Source organism: Methylocystis sp. ATCC 49242 (assembly GCF_000188155.2).
Lineage (GTDB): Bacteria > Pseudomonadota > Alphaproteobacteria > Rhizobiales > Beijerinckiaceae > Methylocystis.
The window spans coordinates 391034-411811 of sequence record NZ_KE124774.1 but is presented as its reverse complement, the minus strand read 5'-3'; the positions used below and the strand labels follow the sequence as shown (position 1 = coordinate 411811).

Here is a 20778-nt window from a genome sequence, read left to right as displayed (position 1 = left end):
TCAACGAATTTCCGAGGATTATCATCCGGAGCCGCCATGGAAGCGCTTTTCATCGGTCACGCCTACATCGACGTCACCATGCGCGCCGACCGAATGCCGAGCGGCGACGAGAAGACGGTGGCGCAGGATTACGCGGTGAGCTTCGGCGGCAACGCGGTCACGGCGGGTTTCGCCTGCGCCAAGCTCGGCCATAATGTCGATCTGCTGACGACGGTCGCGCGCGACTGGCTCGGCCACATGTTCGTGGACATGGCCCAGGCCTATGGCGTGCGCGTGCATTCACGCAAGGTCGCGCGCTCGTCGCTCTCCTTCGTTTTTCCCAACGACGGCAAAAGGGCGATCCTCCGGGCGCGCGACGACAGTTACCTCGCCCCCTTCCCCAGCGTGGATATCGGGAAAGCGCGGCTTCTGCATCTCGACGGCCATATGGCCGACGCGGCGCTCCACTACGCCAGAGCCGCGCGAGAAAAGGGCGTGCTGGTGTCTCTCGACGGCGGCGCCAGGCGTCCCTGCATCGAGGAGCTGACCGGCTTCGTCGACGTCGCCGTGGTCGCGGAAAAATTCTGCGAACAGATGTCGCTTTCCGACCTCGGGATGCTCGACTGGCTGAAGGCCAGGGGTTGCCGGATCGGCGCGGTGACGAACGGCGACAAGGGAATCATGTGGTACGACGAAGACGGAATCGTCCAGCACATGCCCTCGCTCCAGGTGCCGCGCGAGAAAATCGTGGACACTTCCGGCGCCGGCGACGTTTTCCACGGCGCTTATTGCGCCTCCTATCTCGAACGCCCCGGGGCGCGCTGGCGCGAGCATTTCGAATTCGCGCGCGCGGCCTCGGCCCATAAAATCCAGCATCTCGGCAATGAGGCCGGCCTGCCCTCGCAAGACGACATCGCCGTCGCCCGCGCGGCGTTTCCGGAAGGCGCGCGCCTCGAACTGGCCCGGTGACACGAAGTTATCAACAAGCCGGTTGAAAGGGCTTGGCAAATCGCCGCCTGCCCTATATACGCCCTCTCACGTTCCCCGATAGCTCAGCTGGTAGAGCACGCGACTGTTAATCGCTAGGTCGTAGGTTCGAGTCCTACTCGGGGAGCCACTATTTTCAACGGCTTGCGAAAACACCAGCACTTCGCGAACAAGGCCGGACTTCCAAAAGGTAAGCGCTGAGGTAAGCGCGCCCGCCCCGCTCTTTCTTCGCCCTGGGCGGATAGCAGATGGCGTGATGCGCCGCGCAGTAGGGCGAGCCCGTGGCGGAAGCCTCGCCACAGAAGAGCGCCGGCGGATCGTCAATGCTCCCCAGGGCGAACTTGCACTGGCCGTGCTTCAGATCGAGGAAGGGAACGCCGCTCATATCGAGGACCTCGATAGAGTCTCCCGTGAAGAATGCGCTTGAAGCTGCGGACAGGGCTTCGCCATAGGCTGAGAAGAGCGCGTCGATGAAGGCGCGCAAAAACTTCAGCCAGGCCAGCAGGCGTCTGAAGTTGTAGCCGGCGGCGGCCAGCACCGCGTTGGCGGCGTCGCCTATGGCGTGGGCGAGGAAGTTTCGGCCCATGCGGTGGTCGGTCTTGGCGTGGCCGATCACCGGCTCGACAGCGGAGCGGCGCTTCATCTCGCGCTTGATCGCCTTGGTCATGCGCCGTTTCTGGCCGGCGATGAACACTCGGAACTTGCGCTCTGGCGGGGCATTGTGGCCGCGGTAGCCGCGGTCGGCGAGAATGCGCTGCATCGGCGCGCCGATCATTTGCTCCATCTCGGGGATGACCGTCGCCAGCGTGTGGCCGTCGTAAGGCGCGCCCGGCAGCGCCTTGGCGTGAACGATGAACTGCCCGCCCTTCGAGCGATGCAGCGTCGTCGCCACCGACACCTTCACGCCAAACTCATAGGGCTTGTGGGCCTTGCCCTTGCCGATGCATTCCACCTCCGGCGCATGCAGGCTGTAGACCTTCTTGCCCCTCTGGTTCTGGCGCTGCTCGCGCACGCGCTCGGCCAGCCACAATGGGCGGCGAAAGACATCGATGAGCGCCTCGTTTCCCTTTGCCTTGCGGGCGATGTCGCGCATGACGCGGCCAAGGAATGTTTTGATCTTGCGCAGCGCCTTGTTCGCCCGCTTGTGCTGTTTGGCGTGCTTGTAGCGCTGATGGTCGATGAGCGCGTATTTGCCGATTCGCTCATAGGACTGGCGCAGCGCGACGCCATGCTTTTTGGCGAGCCGCACAAGCCTCTCTCGCGCGCGGTGCATGAGCTTCGCGTCGGTGGGGAAGGCGACGGCCTTCTCCTGCACCGTCGTGTCGACGATCACCTTGGTGAAGTCGGCGGGCTTCGCTGCGCCGGTGCGAGTCGCGACGGACAGGCTCTCCTGCAATAGCGCCGCGAGCTTCTCCTCGCCCATGCGTTGGCGCCAGCGGGTGATCGACGAGCGGTCGAACGGCAGCCGATGGGCGAAAAACTCCTCGCCGCAGAACAGCTGATAATAGGGGTTTTCCAGCCAGCGGTCGCACAAAACCTCGTCGGAGAGGTCGTGCATGTGCTTCAAAATCGCGAGGCCGGCCATGAGCCGCGTCGGCAGCGGCGGCTGGCCGGGACCGTCGGAATAAACCGCGCCGAAGCGCTGCTCGAGAAAGCCCCAGTCGATCGCCGCGGCGAGCTTTACGAGCGGATGCGCCCTGTCGACGATCTGATCGAGCCGCGCCCGGAAAAGATCGCTCTGCCCGCTGTCGCGTCGCTCCTTCGGCCGCATCGAAAGCGTCTCCCTTTTCGATCCCGAAAAGGAGAGAATCACGCCATGCCGCCCAGATCAAATCGCCGGAAAACAGACCGAAAGCACCCGCTTTCTTGCAAAAAACGATACTTTTCCAATACGGAAAACAGTGTCTCAACAGCGCCTTATGGATAGTTCACGGGTGACGATAGAAAAAACCCCGCGCCAGTTCATCCGTGGTCGCGGGGCTCTCGTGTTCCGGCGAATGGACGACGCCGGCGTTTGCTCAACCTAAACAGGCAAGCCGCAATCCGCAACCTCGTCCCCTATCGGGGTTTTCTCCAAAGAGCTTGCCGGGAGTCGGCCCGAGCGCGGGTTNTTAGGGGACGCGCTCGGGGCCACGCCCTCGGCGAGAGGCTGATAACGCCGCTGGCCGGTTCATGCTCGCCGGTGGCGAGCATCCTTGCAAGCGTCGCAGAAATATCACGCCGCGCCCGGAAGCGCCGACGACCTTCGCAGCCTGTTCGCGGGACTCACGTTGGCGACATTCCGGCAAGTCTGCCGGAATGTTCTGCGACTTCAGGTCATTCCGCTGTCCCTGCCTTTTCTTCGCGTCTTTGGCGAAGAGTTTTTCGAGATCGAGGGCGATGAGGGCAAGCTGGCCGGCGCTCAGGTGGCGACGACCTTCGCAGCCTGTTCGTCAGAACGATTGCTGCGGTCAGAACTTTTGCGCAGGTCTGCGCGAATGTTCTGCGGCTTCAGGTCATTCCGCTGTCCCTGCCTTTTCTTCGCGTCTTCGGCGAGGGCCCGCCGTTGCTTTGCCGCCGCCCATGCTGTCGAGAGGCATTGCGACCAGCTCCACCCGAGCCCGAGGCGCTTGCCGTCCCTGTAGCGCTTGTGAGCGTCGCGGAGGATCGCGGCCCGGTCATATCCGCCAGCGGGCGTCGCCATGTCTCACGTCCTCGGGGTGAGCCGCTCCCCGAGCGCCACGAGCGCCCGGCCTGCGGATATGGTGCGCGTCCCGACTTTAAGTGCCCATCCGGCGAGCCGGATTCGCCACAATAACGCGGCCAGCTCGAGCACGGTCTTATCGTGAATGGTCATCGTCTATTGTCCTCTGGTTGAGCCTCCGGCCCATAGGTGGCCAAAGCCGTCTATCTCTTTTGGCCACCTATGGCCATCTTTGGTGGTCTCGCTCATAGGTGGCCATAGGTGGCCAGGTTTTTCGCGTGGCCATCTTTGGCCACCTATGGTTGAAGGCTCCACGTCCATTGCCCTTCCGGTCCGAATCCAGAGCGGGCCACCTTCACGCCAAGCGCCTTCTGCGCCCGCCTCACTGTCCGCCACGCCAGCCCATTCGCCTCGGCGGCTTCCTTCACGTCCTTCGCCGCCATCGGCCCGTCGGCAAGCAACGCCTTCAGGAACGTCTCGGCGTCGCTTTCGGCGCGCCCCTTGTCGCCGTCGGGCTCGCCAAGCAGCTCGCGCGGGCTTCCCTTCACCGCCTCGCCCCATTCGACATAGGAGGTTTCGACGCCCGGATGCCCGACGATGCCCGTCTGGCAGATTTCATAAGTGAAGCCATTGCCGTCGGGGCCGATGTTCGATTTTACGCGACAGACGATGCGCGGCGCTGGCCCGTCGTCCTCTGCCTTCTTCGCCGCCATCAGGACAATTCGCGCCACGGCGCCGAAGGCCAGCGAGCCGGAGAGGCGCTCCAGGGGCTCCCGTCCCGCCGAGCCTTTCGCGACATGCGTCACCCCGATCAGGGCCGCGTCCGTCGCCGCCGCGAGGTCCACGAGAGGCTGAAGGCCGCGCCGGGTTTCCGTATTCTTGTGGCTGTCGCCGGTCACGGCGTTCACGATAGGGTCCACGATTATCAACGCCGCGCCGCCCGCCCGTTCGATCGCCGCCTGCAAGGGGCCAATGTCGCGGGAAGGGTCGAAGGCGCGGGCGATATCGCCGCTGTAGACGCCGCCGACGAAGAAGATGCGCCGCATATCCGCGCCCGAGGCGATCAGGCGGGGAACAAGAGTGTCGGCGGGGTCATCCTCGCCGGACCAGATGACGACGTTGCCAATGGGCGCGTGTGAGCCGTCGGGCCATGCGCCGCCCTTCGAAACAGTCGCCCCCATCCGCAGGCAGATGGTCGTCTTTCCGGCGCCGGGCGAGCCGCCGATGATGTGCAGCTTGCCCTTCGCCATCCAGCCGGGCCAGAGCCAACGAATGGGCTCGGGCTCGATTGCGTCGGCGCGGACCAGTTCGACTTGTGGCGCGGCTGGAAGCCCGACGACGATGCGCGACCGGTCGCCGCGTTGCTCGTGATATTCGGCGGCGGCGGCCGCGAGAATTGCGGGGTCAACGGTCAACGATTTCCTCCGTTACAGCGTCCGCCGCCCGATCGGCGAAGGCGAAGAGCGGCAAGCCCTCTTCCTCGCCGTCCGCGGCCTCCTCGGGCTCGAGGTCCGGGTCGCCGTCGATCGCGTCGGCGAGTTCGATGAGGGCTCCGGCGAGGTCGTCGAGGCCCGGAAGGTCGAGGTCGTCTGGCAGATCGCCAAGGGCGGTCAGGGCGCGGTTGACGCGGCGCTGAAGGCCCGGCGGCGCTTCGACGAAGGTCCGCGCCTCGCGCTTGCGGCGGGGGAGTTCGATCAGGCTCATGACGCCGCCTCCCCGGACAAGTCGACCACGCGAAAACCGAATTTGCGGGCGCGGAGGCGGGCGAGAAACATGGCCGCCGCCCAGTCCTCCGGGGCGTCCTCAATCTCGTAGCTGTGGTCGCAATATTCGATCGCGATGAACCATCGTTTTTTCCTCTGGCGCGGCCACATCTTGCCGAAAAAGACATAGACCGCGCCCTCGTGCTCGGGCGGCGGAACGTGAAGCACGCCGTCGGCGTCGCGCTTCTCGAAAGGGAGGATCGTCGCGGTCGTCATGGCTCCCTCCCGTCTGTCGCGGACTGCTGGGCGTCGAGTTCGCGATGCAGGGCCTTGACGCTATCAATGAAATGCTCGGCCAACAGCTCCAGCGCCTCCCGCTCGTCTTTCTGAAGGCTGCATGAGCCGGTGATGGCCATTTCGAGGGCTCGCCCTTGTTTGATGGCGGCGCACAGGCGGTCGATGACGTCGATCATGTCGAGAGGCTCAACCATGGCGGCGGCCTCCCTTGATCGCGGCGGCGGCCCGGCTCGCCTCATAGGCGACGAAGGCCAGCCACAAGAGGCTGAAGGGCGCGAGGGCGAAGATGAAGGCGGTGGTCTGGTCGGGCATTTGGCAAGCCTTTCCCGTTCACGGAAACGGTGGTTTCCGCGTTGGTTTGCGCTTTAGGCGATAGTCTTGACGTGATACTAATAGCGCGACTCATGGCGCGAAGTCAATACGAATGGATAAGGGCAACTCTAATGGATAAAAATCGGCTCACCGGGCGGCAGATCGCGGCGGCCCGGACGCTCGTTGGAATGACGCAGCCGGAGCTCGCCGAAAGGTCCAATCTCTCGACCCCCTCCATAAAGCGCATCGAGGCGGCGGTCGGTCCTGCTCCCGGTTATGCCAACAACCTCGCCGCGATCCGCGCCGCGCTTGAGGCGGCGGGCGTGATCTTCGTCGAGGAGAACGGCGAGGGGCCGGGCGTGCGGTTGCGGAAGGCGAAGGGGTGAACCCCCGCGCGCGAGGATGTGGCTTCGCTCGCCAAAATCGGCGAGCAAACAAAGTCGGTGAACCCCCGCGCGCGAGGATGTGGCGGTTGAAATTCAACCGGCCGAATTTTCGGCCCGTTACCTCGACGTGAAAGGTGAGCCCCGCTCGCCAGTCCACCCCATGACGAGCAAGGTGAACCCCTGGCGGGTCAGGTCGAAGTAGCGGTCGAAGCGCCCGGCAACAGTCGGATGCTCTGTCTGGATTTCATGAAACCAGCCACCCCCCAAATTTGGGGTATGGAGCAAAACGTCGATATCGCGCAGCACGTGGTCATGCCGCTTGCCGAACTTCTCAGCCACGTCGCGGGAGTTGACGACAGGGACGCCGCTCGTCTCGCGAATGGCCAAGTCACCGCAGATTGCCGGAACGCTCGTCATGTCGTCACCCAACAAAAAAGGCCCGCCGAAGCGAGCCTTGGAAGATCGGAGAAGTCTTTAAGACACAGCCATTTATAGAAAATTCCTATAGTGGTGAGGTAATACAATACCTGAAAAATGGAAAAACCCAATATAATCAAAGATCGGGGTCGCCGCCCGCGCTCGGCCGAAAAAATAGCCAAAAGGAACCATCAATCTTTTCAATTACTTATGAATGAACATCGTCCACTTTGCTGCCTGTGCGAACAATGGTTACGGCAAAGGCAACATCAATCATCTATAGATGTTTTCTATTGAACGTCGTTTTCCATTTGACTTGCATCAACCGTATTGTGCGACCCATAACGCCCTCACGCCCTCTTCGAGATACATGCCGCAACACTCAATGTGATCATCGAATGCAAGGACAGGGCGATAGCCTTTGGCGCGTGCGTTGTAGAGTAGGCCGCGCTTTACGGCGCTATTGTCGGCATTGCGCAGTCCATCCGGCCGCATAAACATGGCGTCGATAGCGATACCGTGAGCGTCGAGCCATGCTGATGTATGGCATCGATCAGCCTCGCGCCGACCTGTGATCACGATGACTTTGACGCCTGATGATCGCGCCATTTTGGCGATCTCAACTATCTCGGATATCGGGCTATCGCCCGCCGTGTCAGAACGCCACGCATCGAAGTCAGGGTGTTCTTGTCGAAGATGGTGCGCGCGATGGGTGCTGTCAGCCATCGTCTTATCAAGATCGAATATCCACGCCCTCATACCCATTCCTCTATCGCCTCTTTGTATGCGGCGACCGGGATGAGCGCGCCCCGGCCGCCGCCTTCACCACGGGGGAACAGTAAAGCCCGTGGCGAATCCTCTGTCAGCGCCCGTGAGAAATGATCGCCGCCGCCTGGCGCGCACCAATTGATGACGTGCTCGTCATGGTGCGCAGGGCGCCGATGGCCTGTTCGGCGCTCATCTCCGTCTCGAAGGCGAGGTGCCGCGCCGCTGCCTCTCGTCCGCGTGCGGCGTCGCTCGTCAAGATTGCGGTTATGCGGGCGCGCTCGTCCTTTGCCCCAAGTGTAAGCCCCTCCGCGAAGCCGGCCTCGCGGCCCTCCGCGAGCCCCGTCAATTTTCCGTCGAGAAAGCCCTGGTCAAATGACCCGTCGTCGTGCGCTTGCTGCAATCCCTCGGCGCGACCGAGTGCGCGTTGACGTTCGAGTTCTTCGCCGTCGTAAAGTTTGCTCATTTTCATCTCCTATTGTGTCTTGATAAGTTGCTTGATCGTGATCATGCCCGCTGCGACGACTGACGGGCCTTCATTCGGGACAACCCGGATCTGATAAAAGTATTTGCCCGGAATGGTCTTCGTGTCTTCTTCCTCGAAGTAGACGTAAAGCACCCACCATTGAACGCCGCCGATGTTCTCTTGCAGGACAGACGCCCCTGACGCCGGAGACGATTTCGACAGAACTGGAACGCCATCGAGCGTCGCCGCCATCCTGAAATGCCCGACCGGGCTCGTGAGCGCCGCCGGGGCGAGCCCGGTTCCATCGGCAAGGGGGAATCGAAGGGTGACGCGGTCGCCAGCGTAAAACGAAACATTCTGGTTTTCCCTCGCGCCCATTTCCGATCCCCTTGATCAGCTATCGCGCGGCGCCGGGGCGGCGTCGGCGAGGCCCAGCACGGCGCGAGGATCGCATTCGGGGCGGCGATGGATTGTGAGACCGGCTTCCTGCGCCGCCGCGATCAACGATTCCTCGTCGCGCTCGGCGGCGAGAATTGCGGATTTGCACTGCGCGGTTTTCTTCGCGCGGGTCTCGGGCGAAAGCGCCGATGCGTCGTCGGAATTTTCGTCAATCTCGCGTTCGATCGCGGCGATGAGCGAGTCGCGGTGCAGCCAACAAAACATCGACTCAGTGTCTGTGACGCGATGAAACGGCAGGGAGACCATCTTCCCCTCGACTGCGACGGCGCCGCCGCCCGCGATGACAGTGGGAAATTCGAACGGTCGGCCAGCTTCGATCGAGATAAGCGTGTTCGGCCGGCCGCGCTCGGCGAGGGCTTCGATTTTTGTCCGCGCCATCTGTTTTGCGACGCTCGAATGAATAGGTGCGTCGGCGACCGCCTGCGCGTCCTCGCGCAATTTTTCGCAATGCTTGCGCACGCGCGCGACCGCCTGCTGATGAGTCTCGCCCTTGCCGAGCGTCGCGGCAACAGGCGGCGCTGCCTCGACCGGATCGGACAGGCGCTTGATGTAATTTTCGAGGGTCTCGCGCACCGCGGCCAGCTGCCGCCATTTCGCGGCCCGCTCGTCATACGCGACCTGAAGTCGCTCGATCTCCGCCGTCAGTTTCGCGATTTTTTCGCGCTCGCGGATGATCGCAGGATCGTCTTCGCGGTGCGCGCGGCCATCATGGCGGCCGTTAAGATAGGAAACGATCCACACTTCTGAGCGCTGGCGCTTTTCGCGGAGTTCGGCCAGCTCGTCTTGCAAAGGTCGCAACACCGCGTGCGCGTCGGACGCCTCACGCCGGATTGATCGGAGCTTGTCGGCGGCGGCGGGAGGTAAGCGGTCGATAGGGTCGAGCACGAAGTTTGGATTAGCTCCGCCGCCCGGCTCGCGGACTTCGGCGGACTCGGTGCGGAAGGGGTTCAAGAAATTCACAGGCTCACCTCTTGGTTGAGTCGAAAACTAGGCCCGCTCGGCGACATTGTGAATAGCCGCGTCATTTGCGTCATTCGCGTTATTTGCGTCACGCTGCGCCTCGTTTAGTGCGATTTCCAATAGCCGCGTGCGATGAAACCTCCACTGGCCGGTATACGTTTGCTGACCGCATTTGAACCGTCGCGCCCATCGGATGACGGTTGAGCGAGAGGCGCCCACAAGCGATGCGGCTTCTGGTGTGGAGAGCCATATGTCTTCCGTCGCGGGCGCAGCGGGTCCGCCGGCTTCGAGCTGATCGGCGAGGGTGAGAAGCTGGCGGGCCAGCGTGCGAAGTTCATCGGCGGTCATCGTGCCTTTCCTCTCTGCGGGCCACAGGGGGCAGCTGGCGCGTTTTTCCACCTCGGAGCTAGCGTCGTAGCTGTCGCCTTCGTCTCGCGCACGGGCGGGTCGTTTTTGGCGATCTGGCGCAGGGCGAATGCGATCTCGGCTCTCTCGATGAAGAAGTTTTCAGGATCGCGATGCGAGGGGCGGAGCTTCTCGACGCGGCGGGCGAGTTCGGAAAGCGTCATCTCATTTCCTCCTCGACGACGGTCATGACGGCCTTTTGCAACTCGAGCATCGTGTCGGGGTCCGGCCGGTCGAAGGTCGCGAGCATCTCGCGGGCGCACTGTCTCGATCGGGCGGCGATCAACGCGGCGCCTGCGTCATCTGGGAGATGGGCGACGACGCGCTCGACGACGGCGAGGCGGAAGGCGAGATTGCCGGCCAGGTCGCGGACGAGTGGAGCGGGGCGGCTCATGCCAGCACCTCGATCGCATCGGCGCGTATATCGAGGCGGAGGCGGGGAGTGGAAGCGCCTTCGTCAATGCGAAACGACGGAACGCCTATGACGCGGACGCGCTGGCCAGGTCGCAGGGCCATGGCGACGCCGCGGACCGCGTCCGCGACCGCGACGACGTTCCAGCTCCGCCCCCGCTTCTCCCGTGCCGTGAGCTTGGCGAAAGGCTTCCCGTCGAATCGTGCCTCGGTGCGGGCGGGGGAGTGGACGAAGGCGACAACTTCAGCTTTGCAACTCATCGGCGGCTCCTTGTTTTATTGTTAAGGTCATGCCGTGAAAATCGTTCCATCGTTCCAGCGTTCCCTTCCTAGGAAGGGTGTGGAACGTTCCGAACAGGGGAGGGGGTGTAAACACCCCCCCCTTCCCTACTGTTTTGCCTATCCAGATCGTTCCAATGGAACGGCTTGATTTTATTGGCATAAAGGCTGTTTTGAGGGGCAATCGTTCCAGCTTTTCGTTCCCGGAACGATTTCTGGAACGATAGGGGGTGTTTTTCGCTCTTGCCGTTCCAGCCGCCGTTCCAGCTTTTTGGGGCTCGAAATGGGTCATTCGGGCTCTCCCAATCGAGAAAATCGGGCGGCGGTTTGCTCGGCCTTCCTTCGCTCATCGCGGACGCGCGCGGCTTCTTCTTGGCCGTTACCGGTCAGCGTCCAATGCGCGCGAATTTTCTTTGCGAGGGGCGGTCGCTCCGCCGCGAAAGATTGAAGGATACGCGCGACCTTTGACTTGTGAGGCGTGTCGCCGGTCGTCCATCCGGCCAACCTCGCCAGCTCGGCAATCGACGCGGCCTCGTGGTCAAGCATTAGCTCAAGGAGAATGTCCTCTTCACGCCGCTCGTCAGCGGCCAGGGCGCCTGCCTCGCGCATGTCGAGCGGCCGGGCGATGACCGATGGAATTTCCCGGCCGCGCGAATCCACAAGGCTCGGTGTCGAGACCTTTTCGAGCGCGAAGCGGAGCGGCTCGAAGTCGGGGCCGCGGAATTTCCCCTGCCAATGCATCGTGACAATCCCGGACGTATTTGACGCCGTCAGGTTGCCGTCCACTTCGGCGAGAAACGCGCCGCCTCCCCGCGGCAGGAGGTTGTCAGCCGATGCGTTTTTGGTCGGATGACAAAGAACGATGACGCACGGCCGGCCGGGAAGCTCGGTCAGCTTTCTCAATTGCGTGCGAGCGTAGGCGCCAAGCTGTGTGTTTGAATTTTCGTCGTCGCCCTGAAAGAACGCCGCCGACGTGTCGCAGATAATCAGCGAAAACTCGCCGGCGGCCTCTGCCTCGGCCCGAAGGTCTGGAAGCGATTTCGAGATATCGAAAGCGGTCGGGCGGAAGCGGACGCCAATCGTGGCGATATCGAAGTCGAAATGATGCGCCATCGCGATCCAGCGCATTCGCGCATCGTCCGGGTTTTCTCCGGCAAGGAATAGGACTTTTCCGCCCATCACCTCACGGCCGCCGAGCGTTCCCCCGCCGCCCCCGGCCGTCGCCGCAATGGTGAGCGCGACGGCGGTCTTTCCGGCGCCCGTGGCGGCTGTGAGTGAATAGAGGAAGCCGCGTTGGCAAACGCCGTCGAGGAAGTAGTCTGGCGGCGTGAAGCCGGCCACGAATTGCGCGCTTGTGAGAATGCCGAGGCGGCCGATGCGTCCACTCTCTCCCGCCGGTTGCCGCAGAATTTCGCCCGTCTCGGCGTCGGCCACCACGCCGTTCTCGACGATCGTCGCGCGCGGTTTCGGGTCATACATTATTGCCGGCGGCTCACGATCCTCCAGCGCCCCGCGCGGCTGCTTCAGGCCGGCGTTGAAGCCACTCCCAAACGTGGCCATCGCCTCCCCTCTCGAGAGCCCACAGGTCGCCGCCGCCGCGAGCAACACCGACGCGCATTCCTCCCGGCTGATCCAGCCCGCGGCGACCATCTGGCCGGCGGCGAAGGCGGCGGCATTGAGCGTGTTGTTTCGCCCGCCTTCAGCGGCGCCCGCGACCTTCGCGGCCTCGTCGTCGATGGCCGCGCGCGCATATGCTTCCTCGCGCGAGCCCGGCGGGCGCGAGGGCGAAGGCGACGGCTCAGGACGTGCTGGTTTGTCGCGGATAAGGGCCACGATCCACGCCGGAACCTCTGGAATGGTCCCGGACGAATAGGCTTCCACGAGTGTCGGAGAGCCGTCCGCCTCGCGCCAGCATCTGCCATCGGGCAGGATCGAGCCCGGCGCGATGATATATCCGCCGGCGCCGCGAACGTTGATGCCCCGCCCCGCCAGCCCGCCCTCGCGGTTGCCGAGCTGGTCTGGAAGGTTACGGAAGATGTAGTGCAGCCCGCCGCGCGCCGTTTCGATGACGGGCGCGCCATCGGGCAGCCCGTGGACGGCGACCAACTGGTCGAACGCGGCGACGCCATCCGGGCCGCCATGCCGGTCTGCGTCTATGACCAGCAGGCCAGCGGACGCGAGGTCGATGGCCGGCAAAGCGTCCGGCCATCGTGTCCACCAATCATCTATGCGGGCGGCGTCAATGGACGACGACTCGCTCCATTTCGTGAGCGGCCGCTTTGTTGCGTCGCAGGGGTGGACATGCAGCCCGGCCGCCGCGAGCTCGTGCGCGGCGACGTCGTTGTGGAGGCGCGGCGGATGCTCGGCCGGGTCGAAGGGGATGCCAAGGAAGGTCATTTGCGGCCCTCCTTGGCGATGGCATAAAGAAGGCGTAACGCCTCATCCTCGATGGCTTCTTTCGTCGCCTTATCCTCAACGTAAACAGCGGTGCAGCAGGGCGATATCGGGTCTCCGGTTTTCGCAGACCAGCGGCGCGGCGCATCGGCGACGGCGGGCTGCCATGCGTCAGCGGGAATGGCCAACTCGCTCGGGTCGTTATCAGCCCAGGCGTCATCGTCGTCGGCGATGCGGTCCCGCTCGAAAATGCTGATGGCGGTTTTGCAGCAATCGCATGTCGACGCGACGATCAGCCACGCAGGGCGGGCGTCGCGCTTTTGCTTCTTTTTGAATGGGATGACGGTCGCGTTCATGAGCGGCCCTCCCGGATGGCAGCAGCGGCGGCCGGCCACAACGGCGCGGCGCCCAGCGGCGGCGGCGCGCGCTCGACGCGATCTATCCGCAACCCGTCGGCGCCGCGCTTGAAGTGCATGCCAATCGGAATTCCGTGCAAAATTTCCACGCTTTCGAGCGGTCCACGATGGCCGCAGGCCGCGCACAATTCGGCAAGCGCCCGCTGTCCCGCCGCCTGCGCTCGTTCATCCCCCGATCGATATCGAATACTTGATTTGACGGGCGCGCCGTTTTCGATCTCGAACGTCAGCTCGACGGCTTTTTCCTCTCCAGCATCGAGGATGCGGCTCGCTATAATTTGACCCCGCTGAAGGCCGCTCAGGCGTTGAAGATTAAAGTTCGATTTGGTATGCGTCGTGTCGAGCCCGCCGCCAAGCCGCTCATTTTGAAGGTCGCCGCCAGCGTCTCGCCGGGGCGGCCTTCGCCGTTTTTGGACAGCCATGTTTCACGCCGCCTCGGTGGCCTGCGAGAGCGAAGCAACACGTTCATATTCAAGAATTTCATCCTCGCGCCACATGTTGCGCGAGCCAATTTTTATAGGCTGAGGGAATCCCTGCGGCGGGTTTTTGATCCAGCGCAGGATCGTGCGCTGCGTGACGTCGTATCTACGGGATATTGCCGCAGACGATAAAAATTTGACCGGTGATTGAGACATGTCGCCCTCCTATTGGTGAATGGACGACATTTCAGATATTGCGAAAAATCAGAGACTGCAAAAAGCCTATTCGTCGAATTGCCTTTCCGCGTCCCTTTCGGCCGCCAGGATTGCCCGACATTCCTTGATCGAACGAATGTATTTTCGCGCGGTGACTTCGGAAATTCCAAGCTTATCGGCAGCGGTTTCGATGGCCTCGCGTTCGCTTGGGGCGTCGTCGTAAATTTCTTCGACTTCCCGTAACCTGAGAAACCATTCCCGGCCATTCTGTCCGGGTCTCCCCCGCTTCCGCGTCACCACAAGGCGGAACTCGCTGTTGCCGGCAGGATCAAGCATGTCGGCGACAGCCTGTTCCAGAGCGCCAGATGGCGCTTGTGCCCGCAATGCTTCGATCAGAGCCTTCTTCACCTTGTCGGGCGTGTCGAATTCGTCCGGCGGCACGAAAAAAATCTTGGCCATCGTCATGCCTCCACGGTGTCGAGCTCTGCGTCGCCCGCCGCTTTCTCCGAGGTTATTTGCTCGATATGACGCCCCCACGCGTCCAGCGCGGCTCGCATTTCATCGGCGAACGTGTGCCGCTGATACACGCCCACTACTCCGGCGAATGCCCCCGAAACGTGATTCAGCACGCGCTCTATGACGTGCAGCTCGGCGCCGTTTTTGGCCAAGCCGCTCGCAGCGCTGCGACGAAGGTCATGAATCGTCCATGCTGGTATCTGCGTGCCGGCATTGAGCACCTTCACTGCTACGTCGATGTTGCGCTTCGCTCGCGAGAAACCCGAAACCGAGGTCTTTCCGGTCGTCGTGAAGACGAGGTCAGAGGCGGATTGGATACGCGGCAAATTCTTCAGGAGCGCCACGGCCTGCGGCGACAACGGCACGGTGTGAAGTCGCTTGTTCTTGACACGCTCAGGCGGAATTCGCCACGCCCTCGCATCGAGGTCAAATTCGCTCCACGTCGCCTCGGCGACTTCGCTCTTGCGTTGGCCAGTCAAGATCAGCAAACGAATGATCGGCGCAAACGGCCATCCAAGCTCCCCAGCGGCGCGCCACACGAGCCGTAACTCGTGATCGTCTAGAACACGGTCGCGACTTTTCTCTTGCGACGGCTTGCCGATCCCGTCGCACGGATTGTGCGCAACGATTCCGCGCGACACGGCCCAACGGCATAGTTTGTTGAGATATGACAGAAGGCGGTTTGCCTGAACCGGCGCGCCGCGATCAATGAGGCCGTCCAGGAGCTCATGAACATCGGCGCGCGTGATTTCCGAAAGCCGCCTGCCCTTCCATGGCCCCGCGACGTCCTTTCGCAGCACGCGCGCGACGGCTTGTCCGGTTCTCAACTTCGGCTCGCAATGTCGCTCGATGAAGGCCGCGATGACGGTTTCAACGTCGTCTTGCTCGGGCAGCTTCTTAATTTCGCGCTCCAATTGTCGCGCCTGCTCGGCTTTGGCGACGCGCTGCGCTCGTTTCGCAAGCGCTGGGTCCGTTCCGTCGTCGCGAAGGTTTCGCGCGTCCCGGGCCATCCTGCGGGCTTCTGCGAGCCCTACCGGGCCGATGGTCAATTTCTTCGTCTTATTGTGGAAGCGATATCGCCAGACAAAGGAGCGCAGCCCGCTTGGCAATACGCAAACCCAAAGGCCGGGCTCCGCGTCGTCCCTCACTTCGTATGGCTTCTGGCGCGGCGCCAATGATTCGAGCGCCTTGACGGTCAGCTTCGCCATCGTCTGCTCCAAAAGGTAAGCGCTGAGGTAAGCGCTTGATTATGTCTGCGATCGTTATGACAAATCAAGACATGTCGCAATAGCGCCAGATTAATCGTTGATTTTCAACAGGATACAGAATGAATGTTGTCGCCGCTTGTCGCCGGTCGTCATCCGTTGGCATGCGACTGTTAATCGCTAGGTCGTAGGTTCGAGTCCTACTCGGGGAGCCACTCATTTCAACGGTCCGCACAGGATTTTCGCGCCGTCTCAACGGCTTTGGTTTCGGCGTCGCCGGCCCTGCCGCATTGTTGACCCTGTCGCGGGGAAATGCGCGCGCTTTCAGCTTTCCAGCGATTTCAGCAGCGTCACGAGTTCATCGAGGTCAGCCGGTTTCGTCAGCTGGTGGTCGAAGCCCGAGGCTCGGGCGCGGTCGTGGACCTGCTGCTGCCCCCATCCAGTCAACGCCACCAGAATCGCATTGCGGCCTTCGGGGCGCTCGCGAATGAGACGGGCGGTTTCGTAGCCGTCCATTCCCGGCATGCCGATGTCGAGAATAACGATCTCTGGCCTGAAATGTTCGAGCGAGTCGAGGCCCGCAACGCCGTCATAGACCGCGCGGGCCCTCGCTCCCAATGATTTCAGGAATATCACCAGGCTGTCCGCGACATCGTGATCGTCGTCGATCACGAGGATTCGGCGGTCGACCCTCGGCGGCGCCGACAGCTCCTTCTTCGACGTATTCTCCTGCAAGCCGCCCGTCGCAACTGGCAGACGGACGACGAAAGTTGTCCCGCGGCCGAGCCCTTCGCTATGGGCCTCGACCGAGCCGCCATGCATCTCGAGCAGGTTGCGGACGAGCGCGAGACCAATGCCGAGCCCGCCCTGCGACCTGCCGAGCGTGCGATCGACCTGGGTGAAAATGTCGAACACCCTTGGCGCCATCTCGGGCGGGATGCCCACGCCGCTGTCGCGGACACTCACCACCGCTTCGTCGCCTCGCCGCTCTACAGTCAGCGCGATCGATCCGCCGTGCTCCGTATATTTGGCGGCGTTGTTGAGGAGATTGCTGAACACCTGCGCGAGTCGCACCGGATCCGCGTCGAGGATCAACCTCTCCGCGCCCGCATCGATCCGTAGCTCATGCCCCCCGCGTTCGATGGCCGGCCGACTGGTCTCGATCGCGTTCCTCAGGATCGTCGCGAGATCGACCCGCTCTTTTCGCAGGTCGATCTTCCCCCGCGTGATCCGCGAAACCTCCAGAAGGTCGTCGACAAGTCGGACGAGATGCTCGGTCTGGCGATCGAACATCGCAAACAGCTCCCCGCGCTGCTCCTCCGACAGCCTGCCCGCGTCACGGCGAAGCACGCGGATCGCGTTGCGGAGCGGCGCCAGCGGATTGCGCAGTTCATGCGCCAATGTCGCGAGGAATTCATCCTTCCGCTGGTCCGCCTCGCGCAACGCCTCCTCGATGCGGCGGCGCTCCGTAACGTCCTGCGAGAGCCCGATGAGAAAAGCGGGCCGCCCTTCGGCGTCCCGCTCCACGCGACCGCGTTCAAATAGCCACGCTACGGCGCCGTCCGGCCGGACGATGCGAAATTCACTCTCATATAGCCCCTCCCGACTCTCCAGTGCGGCATGGACATTGGCGCTGAACAAGGCGCGATCATCCGGATGCACGGCTTGCTGAACGGCCTCGAACGTGCTCGGTTGCATTTCCGGCGTTGGCGGCAGGCCGGGATCCGTCGAGATGTAGCGGCGAACCTCGTTGCGCTGAATGTCCCATTCGAAGGAGATGACATAGGCGGCGTCCACCGCAATCCGCAAGCGCAGATCATTTTTACGCAGCCGATCGAGGGACTGTTTTCGCTCCGTGATATCGACGGCGGTGCAAAGCAGGCCTATGACCTCATGGCCCGACCGACGCGGCTGCACATGAAGATCGAAATAGCGCGGTTTGCCGTCGCTTGTCACGAAGACCTCTTCACGGGCCGGCTGACCTGTGTCCAGCACGCGCCTTTTGATTGCGGCAAGGCAATCGGCGTCTTCCTTTCGTTCGAGAAGGTCATGGTCAGTCTTCCCGATAATTTCTTCGGATGCATAACCAAGCGCAGAATTGTGAACCCACATGCAGCGCAATTCGCGATCTTGCTCGAATATGACGACGGGCGACGCCTCGAGGGCCGCCGTGAATCGCTCATTGGCGACTCGCAAACGTTCTTCGCTGGCGCGCAGCGCCGCTTCGCTTTGTTGAAACATCTCGATTTTCGCGAGATTTATCTGCGCTTCCACCGCAACCTCGCGTGCGCGACGCATCATTTCCGCCATGGCGGACATGCCGAGCGCAATCGTAACGAAGATCAACAATCTTGCGATGTCGGCCACGTTCCGAATCTCGAAACTGTTGACCGGCTCAACGAAAAGATAAACAGCGCTCGCCGCCGACAGAAAAGTCGCGAGCGCCGCCGGCCCCGGGCCAGCGACCACCACGACGAGCAGCGTCGCGAGGAAATAGGTGGCGAAAGGTTGCGAGATCAGAAACTCGCTCAGCCAAAAGCGCAACGCGGTCGCCGCGGCGACTGCAAGCAAAGCGAAGCCATAACGGGACGGCCGAGATGATCGCCAAGTCAATGACTGGCGAGCTTTCAAGGCGTCTTCTCGATTTGCGTTAATGAAGATAGCCACGGTCCATGCTCAGCGGAAGCTAGATATTTATGCTGGCCGAATCAAGCGAATGCGTGGCGCTAAGGACGCTTCGGCGCAGTATCCGCCTCGGACCGGAATTTCGGACGCGCGCCGCGCTGGCCGATCGATTGTCCCTGAAAACAAGCAAAAAATTTTACAGTCAGACGTTGAACCCCTTGCGTCAGTGGCGCGGCGACCTGCGTCCCGGCGCTCGATCCGCGCTCGGGCCGCAGCAGTCGGGAGATCGGCGCCTCATCACGCCTTTTTTACGAACTCCGTCCGGAGCACCAGATCCTTGACTTTTTCGGCGCGGCATTCGATCTCGGCCGAATCGTCGGTGAGGCGAATATTCTTGATCATCGTGCCGCGCTTCAGCACGATTGACGAACCTTTTACCTTCAGATCCTTGATGAGAGTCACGGAGTCGCCGTCTTTCAGCTCCGCGCCATTACTGTCTCTCACTATTACTGTCATGAATATCTCCGCTTGTCGGCGCCTTCGCATCAGCGCCGGAACAGGACCGTTGGCGCAGCCAAAATTGAGAACGGCCCGTCGCTGGATTTACGCGCTCGGGCCGCTTCAACTGACGGAGAGGCGTCTGGGGTGCGTCAGCGAGGTAAATTGTACACTTCCAGAGGAAACAGCCACAAGCTTCGCCACGCTGTGTCACACTGCCGCACCGGGTTTCACTCTCGACGGCGTCGAGACGCAGAGCGCGGAAGGACCCGCCAGATTCTGGAAGCGTGGCGACGCATGCGACGGAACCATTCTTCCGGATGCGCGTTATCCCTTCGCCTTATGTTTAGAGACCAGTCGAATGAGAAGCGCCCGGCGCAAACCGCCGGGCGTTTTCTTGTTTGCGCGGCCGCGAACTTGTTTTCATTCGTAGCGTCTTGCGCAGAGGCGCACGCAGTCCGTCCGCTGTTTGTTTACCTTTTTGAACCAGCAATGAAATTGCTAGACTCGGCCTCTCCAGCAATTTCGGATCGGACCTCAGCATCGTGAGCGCTCAACCCTCTTCCCGACACTCGGAGTTGCAGATCGTTCTGGAGCCGTCGCACAGCGAACTCGTGAGGGCTTTCATTCGTGAAGCGTCGCTTGCGGAAGGCGTGCAGCATTTTGCGGCGGGCCAGATCGCTGAAGACGCGCTGGAGACCTGGCTGGCGCTCTGCGCCCATGGATCGGGCGGGGCGCGCGTCCATGTTGCTCTCCTGTCCTCCCGCAAGGAGGTCAGCGCAAGGATTCTGCTCCAGGGCCACCACCGTTTCTCGAATCTGCTTCCGACGCTCTCCGGACGCCTGCGCCGCGAAGCGGGCCTCTCCTATCGTGAGCGTGGGATCGACGGATGGGAAATCAGCCTGCATCGCAGTCTGCATGAGGAGGCGGAGCTCGCCCATTTCGCCGACGAGACGGCGACGGGGGACGCGCCCCCAACGACAGGCCCCTTCCGCATCGAGCCCCCGAAGGAAAGCGACACGGCCGCCATCGCACGATGCTTTCTGGAGGTTTACGGTCACAACTATATTCATTCCGAAGTGTTCTCGCCGCACAGATATTGGGCCAAGGTGGAAAGCGGCGAGCTTGTTCCAATGATCGCGCGCAATGATCGGGGCGAGGTGGTCGGCCATGTCGCGCTGGAGCGCGAACCCGGCGCCTGCATCGCCGAACGTGGCGAGGCCGTGGTGCTGCCGGCCTATCGCGGTCATCATCTGCTCGAACTCATGACCGGGCGCCTCAGCGAGGAAGCGCCGAAAATCGGCCTTCAGGGCATATTCGCCGAACCGGTGACGGTGCATATTTTCTCCCAGCGCAATGACGAGCGCGCGGGAATGCCCGTTTGCGCCGTATTGCTCGGCGCCGCGCCGGAGAACATGCGCCCGAAGGGGCTTGCGGCGCCGACAGCGGGGCAGCGGCAAAGCCTGCTCCTCGCCTTTCGCTTCCTTCAGCCCCCTGCGCCGCGCGTCATTCATGCGCCCGCGCCCTATCGCGAGGCGATACTCAAAATTTACGAGAGCCTCGGCGTTTCCGCGACGATTGCAGAACCTGCGGCGCCGATGCGCGCGGAGTCCCGCGCGAGCGTCAAGGCCGATGGCCGCGGATATGGCGAAATTCATTTCCAGTCGATCGGCGAAAACGCCGCCATCGAGCTGAAACAGGCGCTCAATGACGTCGTGGGCCTCGGCGCCAGCGCAATCCGGCTCTCCGCGCCGGTCGGCGATCCCGGCCTGCCCATTCTGACGGCCGCAGCGCGCAAAAATGGTTTTTTCTTCTCCGGCCTCGGCCCCGCCTTCGCCGACGGCGCAGACACGCTGCTGCTTCAGCGATTGAGCGAACCGCTCGACACGGGGAAGCTGCAAATTTTCTCCGACCGCGCGAAAGAGCTCGTCGCTTTCATCGACCGCGACCGCGCTGCGGTCGGGCAAGCCGGCTGAGCCC

At 62.5% G+C, this 20778-nt stretch carries 28 protein-coding genes, 2 tRNA genes and 2 pseudogenes; 5 read left to right on the top strand and 27 right to left on the bottom strand.

Features of this window, described 5'->3' with window-relative positions:
• The first annotated feature begins 36 nt into the window (after positions 1 to 36).
• Both MET49242_RS03880 and MET49242_RS03875 read left to right on the top strand, forming a co-directional pair.
• Positions 37 to 948 carry a sugar kinase gene (locus tag MET49242_RS03880; RefSeq protein ID WP_036280816.1) on the top strand — a complete coding sequence of 304 codons (912 nt, stop codon included), beginning with the start codon at positions 37 to 39 and terminating at the stop codon, positions 946 to 948.
• 72 nt (positions 949 to 1020) lie between these two features.
• Positions 1021 to 1096, top strand: a tRNA-Asn gene (locus tag MET49242_RS03875).
• Positions 1097 to 1102: 6 nt separating this feature from the next.
• Here the strand turns inward: MET49242_RS03875 and MET49242_RS26070 are convergent.
• From MET49242_RS26070 to MET49242_RS26340, 9 genes and pseudogenes are all read right to left on the bottom strand, one after another.
• Positions 1103 to 1351, bottom strand: coding sequence for a GcrA family cell cycle regulator (locus tag MET49242_RS26070; protein WP_244430883.1), 249 nt, complete (start codon positions 1349 to 1351; stop codon positions 1103 to 1105).
• A gap of 66 nt (positions 1352 to 1417) precedes the next feature.
• Positions 1418 to 2737, bottom strand: a pseudogene (locus MET49242_RS03870) (IS5 family transposase); the annotation flags it as partial.
• A 630-nt stretch (positions 2738 to 3367) separates the two neighbouring features.
• The gene (locus MET49242_RS24720) at positions 3368 to 3649 is read right to left on the bottom strand and encodes a hypothetical protein (protein ID WP_036282342.1); all 282 of its coding nucleotides are present in this window, start codon (positions 3647 to 3649) and stop codon (positions 3368 to 3370) included.
• Positions 3650 to 3652: 3 nt separating this feature from the next.
• Complete coding sequence (locus MET49242_RS25440) at positions 3653 to 3802, bottom strand: hypothetical protein (RefSeq protein ID WP_158497251.1); 150 nt, start codon at positions 3800 to 3802, stop codon at positions 3653 to 3655.
• 143 nt (positions 3803 to 3945) lie between these two features.
• Positions 3946 to 5064 (bottom strand): AAA family ATPase, encoded by a 1119-nt coding sequence (locus MET49242_RS03860; RefSeq protein ID WP_084678868.1) that lies wholly within the window; start codon positions 5062 to 5064, stop codon positions 3946 to 3948.
• Positions 5054 to 5353 (bottom strand): hypothetical protein, encoded by a 300-nt coding sequence (locus tag MET49242_RS03855; RefSeq protein ID WP_036280812.1) that lies wholly within the window; start codon positions 5351 to 5353, stop codon positions 5054 to 5056. Before MET49242_RS03855 ends, MET49242_RS03860 begins: the two co-directional genes overlap by 11 nt.
• Positions 5350 to 5628 (bottom strand): hypothetical protein, encoded by a 279-nt coding sequence (locus tag MET49242_RS03850; protein ID WP_036280810.1) that lies wholly within the window; start codon positions 5626 to 5628, stop codon positions 5350 to 5352. The genes MET49242_RS03855 and MET49242_RS03850 overlap by 4 nt, the downstream gene beginning before the upstream one ends.
• Entirely contained in the window at positions 5625 to 5825 is a 201-nt protein-coding gene (locus MET49242_RS03845; protein WP_036280808.1) for a hypothetical protein, read from the bottom strand. Before MET49242_RS03845 ends, MET49242_RS03850 begins: the two co-directional genes overlap by 4 nt.
• A 10-nt stretch (positions 5826 to 5835) precedes the next feature.
• Positions 5836 to 5961 carry a hypothetical protein gene (locus MET49242_RS26340; RefSeq protein WP_256378575.1) on the bottom strand — a complete coding sequence of 42 codons (126 nt, stop codon included), beginning with the start codon at positions 5959 to 5961 and terminating at the stop codon, positions 5836 to 5838.
• A 131-nt stretch (positions 5962 to 6092) separates the two neighbouring features.
• On the opposite strand from MET49242_RS26340, the gene MET49242_RS03840 reads away from it, so the two are divergent.
• Positions 6093 to 6347, top strand: coding sequence for a helix-turn-helix domain-containing protein (locus MET49242_RS03840; protein ID WP_036280806.1), 255 nt, complete (start codon positions 6093 to 6095; stop codon positions 6345 to 6347).
• A 117-nt stretch (positions 6348 to 6464) separates the two neighbouring features.
• Here MET49242_RS03840 and MET49242_RS03835 read toward each other — a convergent pair whose 3' ends face one another.
• From MET49242_RS03835 to MET49242_RS03770, 15 genes are all read right to left on the bottom strand, one after another.
• Positions 6465 to 6776: a Rha family transcriptional regulator gene (locus tag MET49242_RS03835; RefSeq protein WP_202804152.1), complete on the bottom strand. Its 312-nt coding sequence runs from the start codon at positions 6774 to 6776 to the stop codon at positions 6465 to 6467.
• A 309-nt stretch (positions 6777 to 7085) separates the two neighbouring features.
• A complete protein-coding gene (locus MET49242_RS03830; RefSeq protein WP_256378611.1) occupies positions 7086 to 7523 on the bottom strand; it encodes an HAD family acid phosphatase in 438 nt (145 codons plus the stop codon).
• Between the two features lie 103 nt (positions 7524 to 7626).
• Positions 7627 to 7995, bottom strand: a complete 369-nt coding sequence (locus MET49242_RS03825) for a hypothetical protein (RefSeq protein ID WP_144259456.1) — start codon at positions 7993 to 7995, stop codon at positions 7627 to 7629.
• A 9-nt stretch (positions 7996 to 8004) separates the two neighbouring features.
• On the bottom strand, positions 8005 to 8373 hold the full coding sequence (locus tag MET49242_RS03820; protein ID WP_036280715.1) for a hypothetical protein: 369 nt from the start codon (positions 8371 to 8373) through the stop codon (positions 8005 to 8007).
• A 15-nt stretch (positions 8374 to 8388) separates the two neighbouring features.
• Positions 8389 to 9414, bottom strand: a complete 1026-nt coding sequence (locus MET49242_RS03815; RefSeq protein ID WP_036280800.1) for a hypothetical protein — start codon at positions 9412 to 9414, stop codon at positions 8389 to 8391.
• A 27-nt stretch (positions 9415 to 9441) separates the two neighbouring features.
• Complete coding sequence (locus MET49242_RS03810) at positions 9442 to 9762, bottom strand: helix-turn-helix domain-containing protein (RefSeq protein ID WP_036280799.1); 321 nt, start codon at positions 9760 to 9762, stop codon at positions 9442 to 9444.
• Positions 9759 to 9983 carry a hypothetical protein gene (locus MET49242_RS03805; RefSeq protein WP_036280797.1) on the bottom strand — a complete coding sequence of 75 codons (225 nt, stop codon included), beginning with the start codon at positions 9981 to 9983 and terminating at the stop codon, positions 9759 to 9761. Before MET49242_RS03805 ends, MET49242_RS03810 begins: the two co-directional genes overlap by 4 nt.
• The gene (locus MET49242_RS03800; protein ID WP_036280794.1) at positions 9980 to 10213 is read right to left on the bottom strand and encodes a hypothetical protein; all 234 of its coding nucleotides are present in this window, start codon (positions 10211 to 10213) and stop codon (positions 9980 to 9982) included. The genes MET49242_RS03805 and MET49242_RS03800 overlap by 4 nt, the downstream gene beginning before the upstream one ends.
• The gene (locus tag MET49242_RS03795) at positions 10210 to 10491 is read right to left on the bottom strand and encodes a hypothetical protein (RefSeq protein WP_036280792.1); all 282 of its coding nucleotides are present in this window, start codon (positions 10489 to 10491) and stop codon (positions 10210 to 10212) included. The genes MET49242_RS03800 and MET49242_RS03795 overlap by 4 nt, the downstream gene beginning before the upstream one ends.
• Positions 10475 to 10801 carry a hypothetical protein gene (locus MET49242_RS24715; RefSeq protein WP_144259455.1) on the bottom strand — a complete coding sequence of 109 codons (327 nt, stop codon included), beginning with the start codon at positions 10799 to 10801 and terminating at the stop codon, positions 10475 to 10477. The genes MET49242_RS03795 and MET49242_RS24715 overlap by 17 nt, the downstream gene beginning before the upstream one ends.
• Positions 10798 to 12906: a bifunctional DNA primase/polymerase gene (locus MET49242_RS03790; protein WP_036280790.1), complete on the bottom strand. Its 2109-nt coding sequence runs from the start codon at positions 12904 to 12906 to the stop codon at positions 10798 to 10800. The genes MET49242_RS24715 and MET49242_RS03790 overlap by 4 nt, the downstream gene beginning before the upstream one ends.
• Positions 12903 to 13259: a hypothetical protein gene (locus MET49242_RS03785; RefSeq protein ID WP_036280787.1), complete on the bottom strand. Its 357-nt coding sequence runs from the start codon at positions 13257 to 13259 to the stop codon at positions 12903 to 12905. The genes MET49242_RS03790 and MET49242_RS03785 overlap by 4 nt, the downstream gene beginning before the upstream one ends.
• Positions 13260 to 13744: 485 nt before the next feature.
• The gene (locus MET49242_RS24710; RefSeq protein WP_144259454.1) at positions 13745 to 13954 is read right to left on the bottom strand and encodes an AlpA family transcriptional regulator; all 210 of its coding nucleotides are present in this window, start codon (positions 13952 to 13954) and stop codon (positions 13745 to 13747) included.
• A gap of 66 nt (positions 13955 to 14020) precedes the next feature.
• Positions 14021 to 14395 carry a hypothetical protein gene (locus tag MET49242_RS03775; RefSeq protein WP_144259453.1) on the bottom strand — a complete coding sequence of 125 codons (375 nt, stop codon included), beginning with the start codon at positions 14393 to 14395 and terminating at the stop codon, positions 14021 to 14023.
• Between the two features lie 20 nt (positions 14396 to 14415).
• Positions 14416 to 15678 carry a site-specific integrase gene (locus tag MET49242_RS03770; RefSeq protein WP_036286796.1) on the bottom strand — a complete coding sequence of 421 codons (1263 nt, stop codon included), beginning with the start codon at positions 15676 to 15678 and terminating at the stop codon, positions 14416 to 14418.
• Positions 15679 to 15817: 139 nt separating this feature from the next.
• On the opposite strand from MET49242_RS03770, the gene MET49242_RS03765 reads away from it, so the two are divergent.
• Positions 15818 to 15890 (top strand) — tRNA-Ser (locus tag MET49242_RS03765).
• A 109-nt stretch (positions 15891 to 15999) separates the two neighbouring features.
• On the opposite strand, the gene MET49242_RS26065 is transcribed toward MET49242_RS03765, so the two are convergent.
• From MET49242_RS26065 to MET49242_RS03755, 3 genes and pseudogenes are all read right to left on the bottom strand, one after another.
• Positions 16000 to 17373: a PAS domain-containing hybrid sensor histidine kinase/response regulator gene (locus MET49242_RS26065; RefSeq protein WP_244430682.1), complete on the bottom strand. Its 1374-nt coding sequence runs from the start codon at positions 17371 to 17373 to the stop codon at positions 16000 to 16002.
• Between the two features lie 204 nt (positions 17374 to 17577).
• Positions 17578 to 18342: pseudogene (locus tag MET49242_RS26525) on the bottom strand (DUF4118 domain-containing protein); the annotation flags it as partial.
• Between the two features lie 255 nt (positions 18343 to 18597).
• Positions 18598 to 18816 (bottom strand): alkylphosphonate utilization protein, encoded by a 219-nt coding sequence (locus MET49242_RS03755; protein ID WP_036286789.1) that lies wholly within the window; start codon positions 18814 to 18816, stop codon positions 18598 to 18600.
• A 527-nt stretch (positions 18817 to 19343) separates the two neighbouring features.
• On the opposite strand from MET49242_RS03755, the gene MET49242_RS03750 reads away from it, so the two are divergent.
• Positions 19344 to 20774, top strand: coding sequence for a hypothetical protein (locus tag MET49242_RS03750; protein ID WP_036280781.1), 1431 nt, complete (start codon positions 19344 to 19346; stop codon positions 20772 to 20774).
• Positions 20775 to 20778 lie beyond the last annotated feature (4 nt).